Here is a 16533-nt window from a genome sequence, read left to right as displayed (position 1 = left end):
TTTTATAATTGCGTAAGTCATAAATTCCATAATTTAATCTGCTATATTTCATCTAAACTTTTCAAAATTAATTATTTTCCAAATTATTAATTGATAATTTTATCCCCAAACATCTTTAATAAACATTTCCACCTTTCTAATATAAACTTTATCACCCACTCTATTTAGGCAGGAACATTCGATAAGATCAATGATGATTTTTGCAGTCAACAATGCTTTCAGGGATTGACTTTTATATAGATATTTTATGGATTTTTGTGTTGGAGAAAGAATCGCTTTTGAATCAATAAGATTCAAAAAAATGCTCTTTTATCGATTCGATATAAAAAAATATATTTAATAAAATAAAAAACTAACTTTCTGGGGGGAGGCAATGAGTATGCATGTTTTTTGATTTAATAAATCTTATTGATGATATATAAATTATATTAATTATATAATTTATTATTAAATTAATTAAAGATTTACTGTCTTTTTATAGTAATAATTTTTTTGATTATAGATCAGATGATCATGATTAAGTATTACGTACTTGTATTAAGTTTAAAATAAAAAAAGGATCTACCCATAGACTAATAAGTAGCTCCTTCTCAAGATATCACAAAAGTGAAAAAATACTTTTCAGTATTATGATACGCTCATGCTTTTTAAACGCTTCGACAGTCGGGAAACTTTGCGAGAAGCTGTGTTCCTATGGAATATCCCCTTGCTTTTAGCACTCTGTATAATTGATTGAGCTAGTCTGTAAGCTTCTATCGCTTCCGTAATATTTCCAGAAGTTATTACTTCGTTTGCATGTCGTATAAAAGAACGGACAGGAGATCGTCTATTTTTGTTAATCAATGTACGGCTAGCTATCTTGCGAACCATTTTCTTTGCAGATTTTGTGTTGGCCATTAGGCGCCTTTCGTCAATATCAAGAAAATTACACCCAATATAAAAAGTTATAAAACGCGCGGAAAGTCATTTCTCCATTCCTTGGCGATATAGGGAGTAAAAATAACATAAAAAACATAAGGATTATTTTTTAAAAAACCATCCTTACAATAACCTCAGAATTCATTGTCGTCAATATTAAAACCTAGTGATTAAGTAGGATCGTTATATTTTATTGCTGACAATGTGAGCAGTAGAAAGTAGATCGTCCTGATTGCACGATTCGACTTATAAATTGTCCACAATTTGCAGGACAAGCTTCTCCTGTTCTGCCATAGACAGCTAATGAATTCTGGAAACGTCCAATTGATCCGTCTGCATGTATATAATCACGTAGAGAAGATCCTCCAGCATTTATGGCATCGAAAAGAACATTTCTAATTTCTTCAATCAATTTAGATAGTTTAAAATTTGTCGATATGTTTTCTTGTGCTAGGCTTTTTACGTTTTGCATAGGAGATAATTTAGCTCGCCACAGCGCTTCACAAACATAAATGTTACCAAGTCCTGATACTATTTGTTGATTAAGTAATGCGTTTTTAATGCTGCTTTTTCTTTTGTAAAATTGATTCGTTAAGTATTCGGTATTAAAATTTATATCTATTGGTTCTGGTCCCATTTTTGCAAATGGAGGATATTTTTCTATTAAGCTAGTTTTTGCTAAATCCATGAATCCAAAACGACGAGGATCGTTATATATAATTCTATATTTCAGTGTTTTATCATCGTTCTCAATCGAGATTATTACGTGATTGTGTCTAGGATCTTTGATTATATTTTTATTTATGATAGTTGAAGTCGTTTTACTTTCTACTATGAATGATCCTGACATTCCAAGATGCACAATAATTGACATATCTCCTTCCAGTTCAATTATAAAATATTTGGCTCGTCTGGAAACTCTTATAATTTTTTTATTTTTGACCAATGAGCTGAAATTTTCAGGGAAATCAAAACGAAGATTCTTTCTATGCAAACACAGTTCAGTTAATAGCATATTTTCCATAATTGGAGTAAGATTGCGTCTAATTGTCTCTATTTCTGGCAATTCAGGCATTATAGTAGTTCTTTTGAAAATTTTATATCATAATTGTGGATAAAGATATTGAGGATAATATTTAATGTATAAATATTATTAACAGACAATCTGTATTCTTTGTTCTAGTAATAATCTTTCAAAACATATAGATTATAATTCAATATAATTTATTAATAAATATCAATATAGGTCTTCTGTAATAGTGAATTTATAATAATTTATATCTGATTACAATTTTGTTTTTTCGGGTTTAATTATTAGGAGTTCTCCTTTTGATTGGATTAAGTGAATATGATAAAAGATCGTTTTGGATCTGCTGAAGAAATGGAAATATCTTATGGATTCCGTAAAATTGCAGCAGAAGATAAGCAAGGCATGGTTAACAATGTTTTTTCGAGAGTAGCCTATCGTTATGATGTTATGAATGACTTTATGTCTCTAGGATTGCATAGGTTTTGGAAAGAGGCAATGGTTTCTGCTCTTAATCCTCGAAAATCTGCAAATTATCGTGTATTAGATGTTGCTGGTGGTACAGGTGATATTGCTTTTCGTATAGCAGAATCTTCGGATTTCAAATCTCATATAGTAGTTGCAGATATTAACAAGGAGATGCTTTCTATAGGTAAGGAACGCGCTTTTAAAGAAAAATTACAAAATAATATAACCTTTGTTGAAGCAGATGCTGAGCATCTTCCTTTTGAATCCAGTAGTTTTAGTGCATGCACATTAGCTTTTGGTATTCGCAATATGCCACGTATAAAATTAGTTCTGCAGGAGATTTATCGTATCCTTGAGTATGGAGGAAGATTGCTTATATTAGAATTTTCTGAAGTTCAGTATCCTATTCTTAATAAAATATATGATATTTGGTCTTTTCAAGTCATACCTCATATAGGAAAATTAGTTGCAGGCGATGAAGAACCATACCGATATTTAGTTGAGTCTATACGAAGGTTCCCCAATCAACAGGATTTTTCTGCGATGATTGCTGATTCTGGATTTTCTAATATATCAGTTAAAAACTATACAGGTGGTATTGTGGCGCTCCATTCTGGATGGAAATTTTGAGGATGATATGCATATTTTATTCGGAGAATATTATAATCTATTTCGTATTGTTTGGGTATTAGTACGTGAAGGCGTTATATCATCTTTATCCTTTGATCAGTTGCCTTATAAGTTGGTATTTTTTCAAAAAATAAGTTCTTTTTTTGCTAGAGGGAAGTCAAGGAATTATCGACATAGTCATCGTTTGGCTCGAGCTATGGAACGTCTTGGTCCGTCTTATGTTAAAATGGGCCAGTTTTTGGCTACTCGACCTGATATTATTGGGGCTAAATTATCTGAGGATCTTTCTTTGCTACAAGATAGAATGGGTTTTTTCTCTACTGATATTGCTAAGCTTTTAGTATCCTCTTCATTGAATCGCCAAATTGAGGAGCTGTATTATGATTTTTCTGATCCTATTGCAGCGGCATCTATTGCGCAATTACATCCTGCAATTGTAAATGATGTTGATGGATATAGAAAGGTAGCTGTAAAGGTCATACGCCCCGGTGTGCGCAAACAATTTTTTAAAGATATTAAAACTATGTACTTTATTGCGCGCATACAGGAGAAATTTATTCCTTCCATGAATAGGATGCGCTTATTGGAGATAGTTCGTACTTTGGAGCAAGTTACAAAAATTGAAATGGATTTACGACTTGAGGCAGCAGCTTTTTCGGAAATGGCTGATAATATCACTGATGATAGAGGATTTCGTGTCCCTAAAATTGACTGGGATCGGACAGGGCGTGATGTAGTTACTATGGAATGGATAGACGGAATAAAAATATCAGATATTGATAAATTGCGTGATGTTGGTCATGATTTAGAATGTTTGTCGGTTTCACTTATTCAGTCGTTTTTATTGCATGCGTTGCGAGATGGATTTTTTCATGCTGATATGCATCCTGGAAATCTATTCGTTGATTCCAAAGGATGTATAGTGGCAGTTGATATGGGGATCACTGGTAGATTATGTAAAAAAGAGCGTAATTTTCTTGCTGAAATATTATATGGTTTTATTACTCGTGATTATCAGCGTGTCGCAGATGTTCACTTTGAGGCGGGTTATGTTCCTCATAAACATAATACTGCTTCTTTTGCGCAAGCATTACGTGCTATTGGAGAGCCAATACATGGGCTCTCATCTGAGACGATATCTATGGGTAAATTACTGACAATGCTATTTGAAATAACAGAGTTATTTGATATGGAAACTCGTCCTGAATTAGTATTGCTGCAAAAAAATATGGTAGTTGTGGAAGGGGTTGCACGTATGTTGAATCCACAGTTCAACATGTGGGCGTCTTCTGAGCCTATTGTAGAGGCTTGGATTCGTGATAGAATTGGGCCAAAAAAAAGAATTATTGATTTACAAGATGGAATAAAATCAGCTATAAGATTAGTACAGATAACTCCTGATTTTGTTGATTCAATAGAAAAAATATCCACTTTATTGGTACAGGCGCCGATAAATGAAAATACTTCTTCTTGCTATAAAGAACCAGTAACTAATTATTCGTATATTTTTCTAAAAACATTAGTTATGTGTGGAGTCATTTTTACATTTATTTATAATATTATTATGCGATAGGGATTTGCTATTATCTTGCTAGAAAGTATGTAATTACTATTACATACTATAACTATTTTACTTTATAAAAGTATTGATTTTATTTGTATTATTATAATGCGTTAACGAAGATGTTATTTCTGTTCCTGCCATGATATATTATGCCTCAATATGGCTTTGATTAGTTTTAGATTTATATATAATTTTCATTCACATTACTAATTAATAGTTACGGTGATCATATTCAATTAGTGATTTATTATGATCTGTTTATCATATACTTTTGCATCTGCTTTTTATTATTAAGGTATAATTCATTTTCTTGGTAATGGATATTATTATGTAATCCAATTTTATTGCACAGTATGATGTATAAATGTTTTGAGAAGATCGATAGTTTTTATAGGGTCTAAATTTTGAAAGTATATGTAGATATATCTACAAGCAAATCATGCTCTTTTAACATCATGTTCTAGATGTTAGTACTATAATCCTCTATATCATTTTAAAATATTACCCGTTGTTTTCAACTCTATTTGGTAGCTGAATCTTTAGAATATTTTTTATTTAAATAAGTATATCAATCTTTGATTTTATGCTGGAGATAAGCTCATTATATTAAAGATATATTTTGCTAGTATGTTGCTTGATTTAATTGTCGAGCTGAGATGTGAATTTTTTGATCTAATATGTTTGTATATTTTTTAGTTTTTTATTATTTATGTAAATCGTATTTATACGCGTATATTATTAATTTTTTTTAATTTATTTTCGGTTTTTTTTATTTTACGATTATTGATATTTTATATGATAATACAAATATTTTTGATAATTTTATGATTAAGATTTTATCATGTAACTTGAAAAAAACTTGTTTTATTACTATATTATAAGTGATGATGCCTAGTAGGATCTTCGATCTTATTTCTGTTATAAAAGTAAAGAGATAAGTTTGTTTTTTATTACAATAGTCGCTTCATAAGGAGGACGTTATGCGTATAGATGTTTCTCGAATTTATAATTCTGCTGTTGGTTATGACGCTGTGCTTTCAATGTTAGGTGGATTAAGCTCTGTAGGTCAATCTTCTGCTTATCCCCCTTATGACATAGAGCGTACAGGTGAAAATGCTTATAGGATAACTATAGCAGTCGCTGGCTTTGATATTTCAGAACTTGATATAGAAGTTGATGCTGGCATTTTGATGGTTAGAGGTGAAAAGAAATCTGAAGGAAGAGATTCTGTTGAGTATCTCCATCGTGGCATAGCAAAGCGTGTTTTTGAGCATCGTTTTCAACTTGCTGATTTCGTGGAAGTTACATCTTCTTCTTTAGAAAATGGGCTTCTTTATTTAGAGCTATTACGAAATATACCAGAAAAGATGAAACCGCGTCGTATTCAAATTTCTCAATCTTCTAAAAAAGAAACAAATATGATTGAGAAGCGAGAGCCGTCTTGTGCTGCATGATTATATATTGAAGAAGAGGTGATTTATTCATCTCTTCTTTATTTTGTTGTATCTATATTTTATAGTTTGTTCATTTATAATGTTGTTTTGCTGCTAATTTTATTTTTTTGGATATTAGTACATAGATTATATGAGTTAAAATTTAATTTAATTAATAAAACTGATTATAGTATATGCATTATGTGGTCAGTTAATTTTATATGAATATATTTTTTCTAATATCTTAAAAGCGTGTAATTTGTTTGATTTTTAATATTTTTTGCAATTTTGAAAAGGTAAATATCGTTTAAATGTTTCGTTCCAGGAAATAAGATGTTTGCCTTTACAGTCGAGCTTTTCTAATTACTGTTTTATTTTTTTAAATCTACATAATAATTTTTCATACTGCAAATTTATTTAAAAATGATGGAGATAGTTGTTGATTGGCCGGTGGTCTTATCTATTCTACTATTATCTTTTATTTCTTAGTGTACTAAATGATTTTTTATTTTTTAACTAAATATTCTACAGGATATTTAGTTCGAGATAGATTTGGATCTATACATATGTTAAATGTTGTTCTATCTTCTCTTAATTATGTAAAGATATACTTTGTCTTACTTTTCATTTTTTAGTCTTTTATTATTATAGGTTAGCATAATTACTGTTATGGCTTTCTATATGATGTTTGATGATTGATTATTTATTAATAGCTTAAACCGTGGTACTATTTTATATCAGCTAATAATAGTTATTTCCCATATTTTGCTATCTAGCTATGGTCAATTTCAATTTCAAAAATATTGAATTGATTGTTATAATTAAGTTTAATAAAAATACCAGATTAATGATTTAGTTATATACTATAATATATCAGCAGATTACCTCTTATTTATTATTCAAGGATTATGATGCAAATTGTGAAAGCTAATCCTATATCATCTTCTGAAATAATTTTAGGAGATACTGTTTGTTTGAGTGTTTTTGTATTAATTTTACAATCAATTTCAGGACCATATTGCTATTCTGTCCCATGTGGAATGCGAGTGGAATTAGGTTCTATTGTACGCGTTCCTCTGAGATCTCGTTCTGTTCTTGGAATAGTTTGGTATAGCTCAAATAATGTAATTGATAATTGCAAATTACGTCCTATTGAATATATTTTTGAGTGTGACCCAATTTCTCATAAAATGTGTGAATTTATCCAATGGGTATCAAAATATACATTTTCTTCAACAGGATTAGTTGCTCGGATGGTTGTTTCTTCTTTATCCTTAATAGAGAAAATAGAAGAAAAAATTCAGTTTACTGGTATTTACCCTAAAATTAAAACAGCTGCTCGTCTTCGTGTTATCAATGAGATTAAAGATGGCAGTATATGGGGAATAAAAGATCTGATAAGTGCTGCTAAAGTTTCTCCTAAGGTAATTGATGGATTAAAAAATCATGGTATTATTAAAAAAGTTACTGTAATACCTTTGCAATTTTCAGAAAAGCCTGACCCAAATTTTTCTTTTCCTATATTAAACATCATGCAAAAAGAAGCTGTTGATCATATTATCCCCCTATGTAGGGATGTTTTTTCGGTTTCACTTATTGATGGAGTTACTGGTTCTGGAAAAACAGAGGTGTATTTGGAAGTTATTGCTGAAGTTTTGCGCTCAGGAAAACAAGTATTAATTTTACTGCCGGAGATTTCCTTGGTCGCTTCTATCGTAGAGCGTTTTAAAAATCGTTTTGGTACAAGTCCTGCTGAGTGGAGCTCTTCTCTTTCTTTGAGTGTTCGTGAAAAAATTTATAGAAATATTGCAAAAGGCACAATATCTGCGGTTGTTGGTGTTAGATCTGCCCTTTTTTTGCCGTTTAAAAGGCTAGGTATAATTGTTGTTGATGAGGAGCATGATATTTCATATAAACAGGAAGATCGAATATTATATAATGCGCGAGATATGTCTGTTGTTCGCGGTAAAATTGAAAAATTTCCTATAGTACTTGTTTCAGCTACTCCATCTATAGAGAGCAAAGTGAATTGTATGCGTGGGCGTTACCATTTATTACATCTGCCTATAAGACGCTTTAATAGTGTTTTGCCTGATTTGCGATTGGTTGATATGAGAAATCAGTCATTAGGATATGGAAAATTTATTTCTTTAGAACTGAGAGAAAGTATTAATGATACTTTAAAAAGGAATGAACAAGCTTTACTTTTTTTGAATAGAAGAGGATATGCTCCTCTTACTTTATGTAAGTCATGTGGATATCGCCTAAAATGTCCTCATTGTTCTTGTTGGCTGGTAGAGCATCGATCTAGGAAGAAGTTAAGTTGTCATCAATGTGGTTATATGGCAAATTATCCAGAATATTGTGTTAAATGTGGTTCTGCTGATCATATGATAGCTTGCGGTCCAGGAGTTGAGCGTATAGCTGAGGAAGTTCTTAGTTTTTTTCCTGCGGCACGAATTTCTATTTTATCATCTGATTTAGATGGTGGAATGGAAAAAATACGATTGCAGATGGAAGATATTACCAGAGGGAAATTTGATGTTATTATTGGAACACAATTGATTGCAAAGGGTCATAATTTCCCCAGAATATCTCTTGTTGGAGTGATAGATGGAGATCTCAGCCTTGCAAATGCTGATTTGCGTGCATCAGAAAAAACTTATCAGCTTTTGTCTCAAGTAACGGGCCGTGCTGGACGTTTTGGGTTAAAAAGCCTTGGTTTGATCCAGACATATTATCCAATGAATCCTATTATGCAGGCGCTTATTTCAGGTGATGCCAATTCATTTTATGAAACTGAAATTAAAGCAAGAAAAGAACTTTTTTTACCTCCATTTGGACGTTTATCTGCAGTAATTGTTTCTGGTAAAGTATATAATGAAGCAGAAAGATATGCTTATAATATGAAAAAAAATGCTCCTATAAATTCAGATATTTCAGTTTTTGGTCCGGCAGAAGCTCCACTATTGATGGTGCGTGGGCGGTATCGTTTTCGGCTTTTAATCCATGCTAAGAATAAGGCTAATTCACAAAAATTTATTGCTGACATGTGTGCTAAGTCCCCTAAAAAAAATAATTCCTTGCGTGTACAGGTTGACATAGATCCACAAAGTTTTTTTTAGACAGTTTCGATAATATATTGAGTTATTTGCCAATTATGTGATATGTAACGATCAATTATTTAATAGTGTTGTCTTTTTAAACAAAAATATAGTGATTTGAATAAAAATTAATTTTATTAGAATTGTTTAGATTAATATTATAATAAACTGATTATTTATCAGTATTTCGTTAAAGAATTAAGGTGGTCTGTTTTTTTATTATGTTCTTTATGTGAAATGATTTTAGATATTGTTGATAATTATTGCGAGATTTGTAATCTTGTGTTAGGTTATGGATGATATTTTATATAAGTGCTTATTTTTTAGTATTAGTTTTTTAGATCATGTTTGATTGAGGTATTGTTTTTAGTGTTGAATTCGTTAGGTCTATTTTCTGATTTGCCGGGTAGATATTCTCATTCCTTGTTTAGTATATCTAGCGAACTTGGTGTTTTGGACGTTGTTTCGAATGATATCTCTCTTTTAGAAGCTATTTTGCTTGAATCTACTGATTTCAATTATTTTTTAACTAGTCCTGTTTTTCCTATCAGCAAAAGAAAGATAGTAGTTGAAGATTTGATAATCAAGGCAAGTTTATGTGGCACTACTGGCAATTTTCTGAGGATTTTATTAGTAAATGGTCGGCTGAATATTCTGTCATCTATTATTAAATCATTCAATAATGTTTGTTTGCATTATCGTAATGAGATTATTGCGCATGTGAGGACCTTTGCAAAGATGTCGTCAGATCAACAAGATAAATTACGTTCTTGTTTGGAAAAGATTGTATGTAAGAGTATTGTATTAGATTTAGTTGAAGATCGATCTCTTATGGGGGGATTTGTGGTAGAGGTTGATTGTAATTATATTGATTCTTCTCTACGTACAAAATTATTTAGTCTTAGTCTTAGTCTTATATTGAAAGAGGTTAATTAATGGATATCCATGCCGCAGAAATTTCTGAGATTCTTAAAAAAAGGATTAGGGGTTTTAGTGAAGTTTCTGAAGTTTCTGAAGTGGGGCACGTTCTTTCCGTTGGAGATGGAATTGTGCGTGCATATGGTCTTAATAAGATTAAAGCTGGGGAGATGGTTCAGTTTCCCCATGGTGTTTATGGGATGGCTCTCAGTTTAGAGGTAGATAATGTTGGGATAGTCGTCTTTGGAAGTTACACAGAAATATCAGAAGGAGATATTGTAAAGCGTATTGGGAGAGTTGTTGATGTCCCTGTAGGTTTAGAATTGCTTGGTCGTGTTGTAGATGCGCTTGGCAATCCAATTGATGGAAAAGGTCCAATTGAATATAAGCAAAGGTCTTGTGTTGAAGTTGATGCTCCAAGTATTATACAACGTCAATCAGTATGTGAGCCGCTATCAACAGGTATAAAAGCTATAGATGCTCTCATACCGATAGGTCGAGGTCAGCGTGAACTAATAATTGGAGATCGTAAAACCGGTAAAACTTCAGTTATTTTGGATACTTTTTTAAACCAAAAATATATCCATGATTCTGGTGTAAAAAGTGATAAAGTTTATTGTATTTATGTCGCTATCGGTCAAAAGTGTTCTACTGTTGCTAGATTTGTTAAATATTTGGAAGAAAATGGTGCGTTAGAATATTCTATAGTGGTTGTTGCAACAGCCTCAGATCCAGTTCCAATGCAGTTTTTAGCTCCTTTTACAGGTTGTACTATGGGAGAGTATTTTCGTGATCGTGGTTGCCATGCTTTAATTGCATATGATGATTTGCATAAACATGCCGTTGCTTATAGGCAGATTTCACTTCTCTTGCGTCGTCCTCCAGGAAGAGAAGCTTATCCAGGCGATGTATTTTATTTGCATTCTCGGCTATTAGAAAGGGCTGCTAAGATGTCGGATGACCTAGGCGGTGGGTCTTTGACAGCGTTGCCTGTTATAGAGACTCAAGAGAATGATGTTTCTGCGTATATACCAACTAATGTTATATCTATTACAGATGGTCAAATTTTTTTGGAAACAGAGTTGTTTTTTCAAGGTATTCGTCCCGCTATTAATATTGGATTATCTGTTTCTCGTGTTGGATCTGCGGCTCAAACAAAGGCTATGAAGCAGGTTTCTGGTTCTGTAAAGGGTGGATTAGCTCAATATCGTGAAATATCTTCTTTTGCTAAATTTGGTGCTGATCTTGATGCGACTACCCAGAGCTTCTTAACACGTGGGAAAAGACTGACAGAACTTTTAAAACAGCCGCAGTTTTCTCCGTTAAAGATGGAAGAACAGGTAGTAATGATATTTGCAGCTGTTAATGGATATCTTGATAAAATTGAAGTGTCTCAAATTGGAAGATTCGAGTTAGAATTTTTAGATCATCTTCGTACTTTTGCTAAGGATGTCTTAGAAGATATAGGTTCACAAAAGGTTATGACTGATGATGTTATTAGTAAGTTAAAAAATGAAATTGATCGCTTTTTAGAATGTTTCAATTAAGATATCGGGTGCATATTAGAAAATGTCTTCGCTAAAAGAACTAAAAAATAGTATACGCTCTTTGAAGGAAACGCAAAAGATTACTGAGGCTATGCAAATGGTATCGGTTAATAAATTGCGTCGTGCACAATCTGATATCAAGGATGCTTCTTCTTATAAGTTTCATATAAAAGATTTGTTGATGAAATGTGCGATTGATAATTGCTCAAAAGAGGATCTCTCACCTCTTATAAGAGGAACTGGTAGAAATAAGGTTTATCTGCTGATTGTTTTTACATCTGAAAAGGGATTATGTGGAGGTTTTAATGCCCAAATTATTCGTTTCACGAGAGATCGTATTAAGGAATTAGTATCAGAAGGCAAAGAAGCTAAGATTATAGTAATAGGTAAAAAAGGTTATGAAGGATTATTTTCTGATTTTTCATCTATAATCATTGACTATGTGGAAATGCCTCATAACAAGCCAATAGATTTTGTTTATGCAAATATTATAGCAAATAAGGTATTATCTCTTTTTTTTGATAATATATTTGATATCTGTTTTTGTATACACTCAGGATTTAAATCAGTTGTACAGCAGGTTCCTATAATTTTCAAGTTAATTCCTGTCGATTTTTTAGATGAATTACAAGAGAAAAAGGAATGTAATTATTCTATTTATCTTTATGATTCAAGTTTATATAAGTTATTAGAGCAAATTTTATTTAAGAATATTTCTGCTCATATTTTTTGGAGTCTTTTGGAAAATAAGGCTAGTGAAATAGGAGCTAGGATTACTGCTATGGACAGCGCTACTCGTAATGCTGGTCGTATGGTTGATGACTTGGTTCTTTCTTATAATCGTCAGCGTCAGATGCGTATTACTACTGAGCTTGTTGAAATAATTGCAGGAGCAGAAGCAATAAAATAATTGATACACAAAAGAGGTTTAGCGTTATGGTTGCTACTAAAGAGGTAATAAGGAATGTTGGTAAAATACAGCAGGTTATGGGTGCTGTTGTAGATGTTGTGTTTCCTGATTCCTTGCCAACGATTTTTACTTCTCTTGAAGTTATGAATGATAACTCTCGCATTGTGCTTGAAGTTGTTCAGCATTTAGGGGAAAAAACAGTCAGGTGTATTTCTATGGGTATGACAGACGGTTTGAGCAGAGGTTGTTCTGTTATTGATACTGGTGCACAGATTACTGTTCCTGTTGGCGATTCTACTTTGGGCCGTATCATGAATGTTGTAGGTGATCCTGTTGATGAACAGGGGCCAATTCTTTCCTCAGAAAGACGTGCTATTCATCAATTATCTCCTTCTTATATAGAGCAGTCTACTGATGCCAGCATCCTTACAACAGGAATTAAAATTATTGATTTGATTTCTCCTTATCAAAAAGGAGGGAAAATAGGGCTTTTTGGTGGTGCAGGTGTTGGAAAAACTGTGTTAATCATGGAATTAATTAATAATGTTGCGAAGGCCCACGGTGGTTATTCTGTATTTGCTGGTGTTGGTGAACGTACTCGTGAGGGTAATGACTTATATCGTGAGATGATTGATTCAAAAGTCAATGTTGATCCTCTAAAGAATAATGGTTCTTCTGCGGGATCTAAATGTTCATTGGTTTATGGTCAAATGAATGAGCCTCCAGGTGCTCGTTCTCGTATTGCTTTGACAGGTTTGACAGTTGCTGAGCATTTTCGAAATCAGGGTCAAGACGTTTTATTTTTTGTTGATAATATTTTCCGGTTTACCCAAGCTAATGCGGAAATTTCGGTTCTATTAGGACGTATACCATCAGCGGTTGGATATCAATCTACTCTTGCTGCAGAAATGGGAGAGCTGCAAGAACGCATAACTACAACCTTAACGGGATCTATTACTTCTGTCCAAGCTATTTATGTTCCTGCGGATGATTTGACAGATCCAGCGCCTGCTACATCTTTTTCCCATCTTGATGCTACAACTGTTTTATCACGTAAAATATCAGAAAAAGGTATTTATCCAGCTATTGATCCACTTGATTCAAGCTCTAGTATTCTAGAACCAGATATTGTTGGAAAAGAGCATTACGATGTTGCTCGTCAAGTTCAAGAGGTATTACAACGCTATAAGTCTTTACAGGACATAATCGCTATTCTTGGAATGGACGAGTTGTCGGAAGAAGATAAACTAGTTGTGGCTCGTGCTCGTAAGATTGAGCGTTTTATGTCCCAGCCTTTTCATGTAGCTGAGGCATTTACGGGGTTCCCAGGAAAATTTGTTGCTTTAGAAGATACTATTAAAGGATTTAAAGGTTTGATACAAGGAGATTATGATCATTTACCTGAGATTGCCTTTTATATGGTAGGATCGATAGATGAAGCTGTTAAGAAAGCTGAATCTTTATCTTCAGGAGTATGATTTAGTAATTTTATGATTTACAATATTTGCAATATAATAGGATATTATGTCTATAGTGAACAGTTTTTGTTTTGAATTGGTTTCTCCAGAAAAATGTGTTTTTTCTGGAGAAGTTAAGTCTGTTGTATTGCCTTCTGAAAATGGCGATATAACAATTCTTTCAGGTCACTCTTCTGTTTTGTCTATTATAAGACCTGGCATAATCATAGTTGAACTAGCTTCTGGAGATGTTTATCGTTATGTAGTTGTTGATGGAATTGCCGATGCTTCATCATCTCGTTGTACTGTGCTATCTGAAAATATTTTTCCAGTAGATGAATTGTGTATTGATGAATTAGATAATCACATATTTAAAATTACATATGACATTAAAAGTGTTGATGATGTTGATCATAAATCTAAGTTGCAGCAACTTTTATTAGATCTATCTTTAGTGCGCGATAGTTTACGATAATAATTTTCATTATATTATAAAGCGTTATTCGCGAATAGATGTATCTTTTTATATTAATGAAAAACAATAATTATTTTTTGATATATTTTATATTTTAAAATTAATCTTATTATAATTTGAAATACCTAATCTTTATCTATCTGCTTTTTTAATTTTTTTCTACATATAAGGATTATTATTTTATTTGATACATTGCTGTGCTAAATAATGATATTATATTAATTGCTTTAAAATACCAATTACATAAGCAATCATTGCAGCTCCTATATTTTTATCCAAATCACTATGTATATATATAAAATTGATGATAAATTATCCAGTTATTGTATAGAAAATATATACAAACTAAAATTCACAATAATTGGTACGGATGGTCGGAATCGAACCGACACTTTGTCACCAAAAACGGATTTTGAATCCGTCGCGTCTACCAGTTCCGCCACATCCGCCTATATTTTTATAAAAAATAAAACAAGTTACAGAGATCATCTGTTATTTTATAGTCTATGGCAATGATTATAGATAATTTTTGTGATATTTACAATCATTTGTGCATCTTTATCAAAAATTAATTGTATCTATTGCTTATGCTTAGTATTTTGAAATGGGATGAATTTATTTTTTTGTTAAGTTGTGGACTTTGATTAGATAATTAATATTTGATATTCGATTATTGTATTTATTTATTTTTATTTGATTAATTAACTAATATACTGGTTTTATACAAATTTTCTTTGTAAAAGTTATTTATTGGATAAGGTAACGAAGAAAGAGATTATTGATGTCAAATGTAGTTGTAATTGGTTTGCAGTGGGGCGATGAGGGAAAAGGTAAGGTAGTTGACTGGCTATCTAAAAAATCTGATATCATTGTAAGGTTTCAAGGTGGTAGTAATGCAGGTCATACCTTAGATATTGATGATGTTGTGTATAAGTTATCTCTTCTTCCTTCAGGTATAGTTCGTCCTGATAAGATATCTGTAATAGGAAATGGTGTTGTTATAGATCCTCATGCTTTAGTTTCTGAACTTGAATCTTTAAGAATAAAAGGTATAAATGTTACACCAAGTAATCTACGAATTGCCAATAATGCTTCTTTAATACTATCTGTTCATAGAGATCTTGATATGTTGCGGGAGAATGCTACCACTTGTAATGGTGTTAAGATTGGTACTACACAAAAGGGGATTGGTCCTGCTTATGAAGATAAAGTAGGTCGTCGTGCTGTTAGGGTGATGGATCTTATTGATCTTGATTTTATTTCGTCAAAGATTGATCAAATATTATTTTATCATAATGCATTAAGACGTTCTTTCGGCCAGAGTGAAGTTTTGTATGAAACAATATTAAGAGAATTGACATTTGCGAGAGAAAAAATTCTTCCTTTTATGGAAAATATATGTTTTTTCCTTGATAATGAATCTAGAAGAGGATCTCGTATTCTTTTTGAGGGAGCTCAGGGATCTTTATTAGATATTGATCATGGAACATATCCTTTTGTTACATCCTCAAATACAGTATCTGCACAAGCATCAATTGGTTCTGGAATTAGTCCTTGTTCTTTAGGGTATGTGATAGGTATTGTTAAGGCTTATACGACACGTGTTGGCGAGGGTCCTTTTCCTACTGAATTGACCAACGAAACTGGTGATTTATTGAGAACAGTTGGTAAAGAAGTCGGGACTGTCACTAAAAGGCAACGTCGTTGTGGTTGGTTAGATTTAGTTATAATACGTCGCTCTATTATTGTTAATGGTGTTAAAGGTATAGCTTTGACTAAACTTGATGTTTTAGATAGTTTTGATGAATTAAAAATTTGTGTTGGATATCGTATTGATGATCGTGAAGTAGACTTTTTCCCAGATTATTTTGACCCTAATTCTCGTTTTGAGCCTATTTATTTGGTATTAGAGGGTTGGAAAAAATCTATTTCTGGAGTTCGTAGATGGAATGATTTGCCTATACAGGCAATTAACTATATAAGTAAAATAGAAGATGTGTTGGGAGTTAAAGTTTCTTTAATATCAGTTGGACCAGAGAGGGATAGTACTATTGTTGTATCTAACCCATTTGAAAATTAGAG

At 32.2% G+C, this 16533-nt stretch carries 12 protein-coding genes and 1 tRNA gene; 10 read left to right on the top strand and 3 right to left on the bottom strand.

Annotated features, from left to right (window positions below; translation table 11 throughout):
- Positions 1–627: 627 nt before the first annotated feature.
- A complete protein-coding gene (gene rpsT / locus LAM_RS05110) occupies positions 628–897 on the bottom strand; it encodes a 30S ribosomal protein S20 (protein WP_007556616.1) in 270 nt (89 codons plus the stop codon).
- Between the two features lie 211 nt (positions 898–1108).
- Complete coding sequence (gene mutM / locus LAM_RS05105; RefSeq protein ID WP_007556615.1) at positions 1109–1993, bottom strand: bifunctional DNA-formamidopyrimidine glycosylase/DNA-(apurinic or apyrimidinic site) lyase; 885 nt, start codon at positions 1991–1993, stop codon at positions 1109–1111.
- Positions 1994–2266: 273 nt separating this feature from the next.
- Here mutM and ubiE point away from each other — a divergent pair, with 273 nt between their 5' ends.
- The 9 genes from ubiE to atpC all read left to right on the top strand — a co-directional run bounded on the left by ubiE (position 2267) and on the right by atpC (position 14451).
- Positions 2267–3043, top strand: a complete 777-nt coding sequence (gene ubiE, locus LAM_RS05100; RefSeq protein WP_007556614.1) for a bifunctional demethylmenaquinone methyltransferase/2-methoxy-6-polyprenyl-1,4-benzoquinol methylase UbiE — start codon at positions 2267–2269, stop codon at positions 3041–3043.
- A gap of 7 nt (positions 3044–3050) precedes the next feature.
- The gene (gene ubiB / locus LAM_RS05095) at positions 3051–4616 is read left to right on the top strand and encodes a 2-polyprenylphenol 6-hydroxylase (RefSeq protein WP_007556613.1); all 1566 of its coding nucleotides are present in this window, start codon (positions 3051–3053) and stop codon (positions 4614–4616) included.
- 971 nt (positions 4617–5587) lie between these two features.
- Positions 5588–6061: an Hsp20 family protein gene (locus tag LAM_RS05090; protein WP_007556611.1), complete on the top strand. Its 474-nt coding sequence runs from the start codon at positions 5588–5590 to the stop codon at positions 6059–6061.
- 890 nt (positions 6062–6951) lie between these two features.
- Complete coding sequence (locus tag LAM_RS05085; RefSeq protein ID WP_007556610.1) at positions 6952–9165, top strand: primosomal protein N'; 2214 nt, start codon at positions 6952–6954, stop codon at positions 9163–9165.
- Between the two features lie 348 nt (positions 9166–9513).
- Positions 9514–10080, top strand: a complete 567-nt coding sequence (gene atpH, locus LAM_RS05080; RefSeq protein ID WP_007556608.1) for an ATP synthase F1 subunit delta — start codon at positions 9514–9516, stop codon at positions 10078–10080.
- A complete protein-coding gene (gene atpA / locus LAM_RS05075) occupies positions 10080–11609 on the top strand; it encodes a F0F1 ATP synthase subunit alpha (RefSeq protein ID WP_007556607.1) in 1530 nt (509 codons plus the stop codon). The genes atpH and atpA overlap by 1 nt, the downstream gene beginning before the upstream one ends.
- Before the next feature lie 22 nt (positions 11610–11631).
- Positions 11632–12519: an ATP synthase F1 subunit gamma gene (gene atpG / locus LAM_RS05070; protein WP_007556606.1), complete on the top strand. Its 888-nt coding sequence runs from the start codon at positions 11632–11634 to the stop codon at positions 12517–12519.
- A 26-nt stretch (positions 12520–12545) separates the two neighbouring features.
- Complete coding sequence (gene atpD, locus LAM_RS05065) at positions 12546–13997, top strand: F0F1 ATP synthase subunit beta (RefSeq protein WP_007556605.1); 1452 nt, start codon at positions 12546–12548, stop codon at positions 13995–13997.
- A gap of 46 nt (positions 13998–14043) precedes the next feature.
- Positions 14044–14451, top strand: a complete 408-nt coding sequence (gene atpC / locus LAM_RS05060; RefSeq protein ID WP_007556604.1) for an ATP synthase F1 subunit epsilon — start codon at positions 14044–14046, stop codon at positions 14449–14451.
- A 362-nt stretch (positions 14452–14813) separates the two neighbouring features.
- Here the strand turns inward: atpC and LAM_RS05055 are convergent.
- Positions 14814–14900 (bottom strand) — tRNA-Leu (locus LAM_RS05055).
- A 332-nt stretch (positions 14901–15232) separates the two neighbouring features.
- On the opposite strand from LAM_RS05055, the gene LAM_RS05050 reads away from it, so the two are divergent.
- Positions 15233–16531 carry an adenylosuccinate synthase gene (locus LAM_RS05050; RefSeq protein WP_007556602.1) on the top strand — a complete coding sequence of 433 codons (1299 nt, stop codon included), beginning with the start codon at positions 15233–15235 and terminating at the stop codon, positions 16529–16531.
- The last annotated feature ends 2 nt before the right edge of the window (positions 16532–16533 follow it).

Source organism: Candidatus Liberibacter americanus str. Sao Paulo, assembly GCF_000496595.1.
GTDB lineage: Bacteria > Pseudomonadota > Alphaproteobacteria > Rhizobiales > Rhizobiaceae > Liberibacter > Liberibacter americanus.
The sequence above is the reverse complement of the archived record's forward strand: the minus strand, read 5'-3'. Positions and strand labels throughout refer to the sequence as shown.

Bases quoted from the DNA above. Each gene is read 5' to 3' on its own strand.
- rpsT (WP_007556616.1), bottom strand. From the start codon at position 897: ATGGCCAACACAAAATCTGCAAAGAAAATGGTTCGCAAGATAGCTAGC.
- mutM (WP_007556615.1), bottom strand. From the start codon at position 1,993: ATGCCTGAATTGCCAGAAATAGAGACAATTAGACGCAATCTTACTCCA.
- ubiE (WP_007556614.1), top strand. From the start codon at position 2,267: ATGATAAAAGATCGTTTTGGATCTGCTGAAGAAATGGAAATATCTTAT.
- ubiB (WP_007556613.1), top strand. From the start codon at position 3,051: ATGCATATTTTATTCGGAGAATATTATAATCTATTTCGTATTGTTTGG.
- LAM_RS05090 (WP_007556611.1), top strand. From the start codon at position 5,588: ATGCGTATAGATGTTTCTCGAATTTATAATTCTGCTGTTGGTTATGAC.
- LAM_RS05085 (WP_007556610.1), top strand. From the start codon at position 6,952: ATGCAAATTGTGAAAGCTAATCCTATATCATCTTCTGAAATAATTTTA.
- atpA (WP_007556607.1), top strand. From the start codon at position 10,080: ATGGATATCCATGCCGCAGAAATTTCTGAGATTCTTAAAAAAAGGATT.
- atpG (WP_007556606.1), top strand. From the start codon at position 11,632: ATGTCTTCGCTAAAAGAACTAAAAAATAGTATACGCTCTTTGAAGGAA.
- atpD (WP_007556605.1), top strand. From the start codon at position 12,546: ATGGTTGCTACTAAAGAGGTAATAAGGAATGTTGGTAAAATACAGCAG.
- atpC (WP_007556604.1), top strand. From the start codon at position 14,044: ATGTCTATAGTGAACAGTTTTTGTTTTGAATTGGTTTCTCCAGAAAAA.
- LAM_RS05050 (WP_007556602.1), top strand. From the start codon at position 15,233: ATGTCAAATGTAGTTGTAATTGGTTTGCAGTGGGGCGATGAGGGAAAA.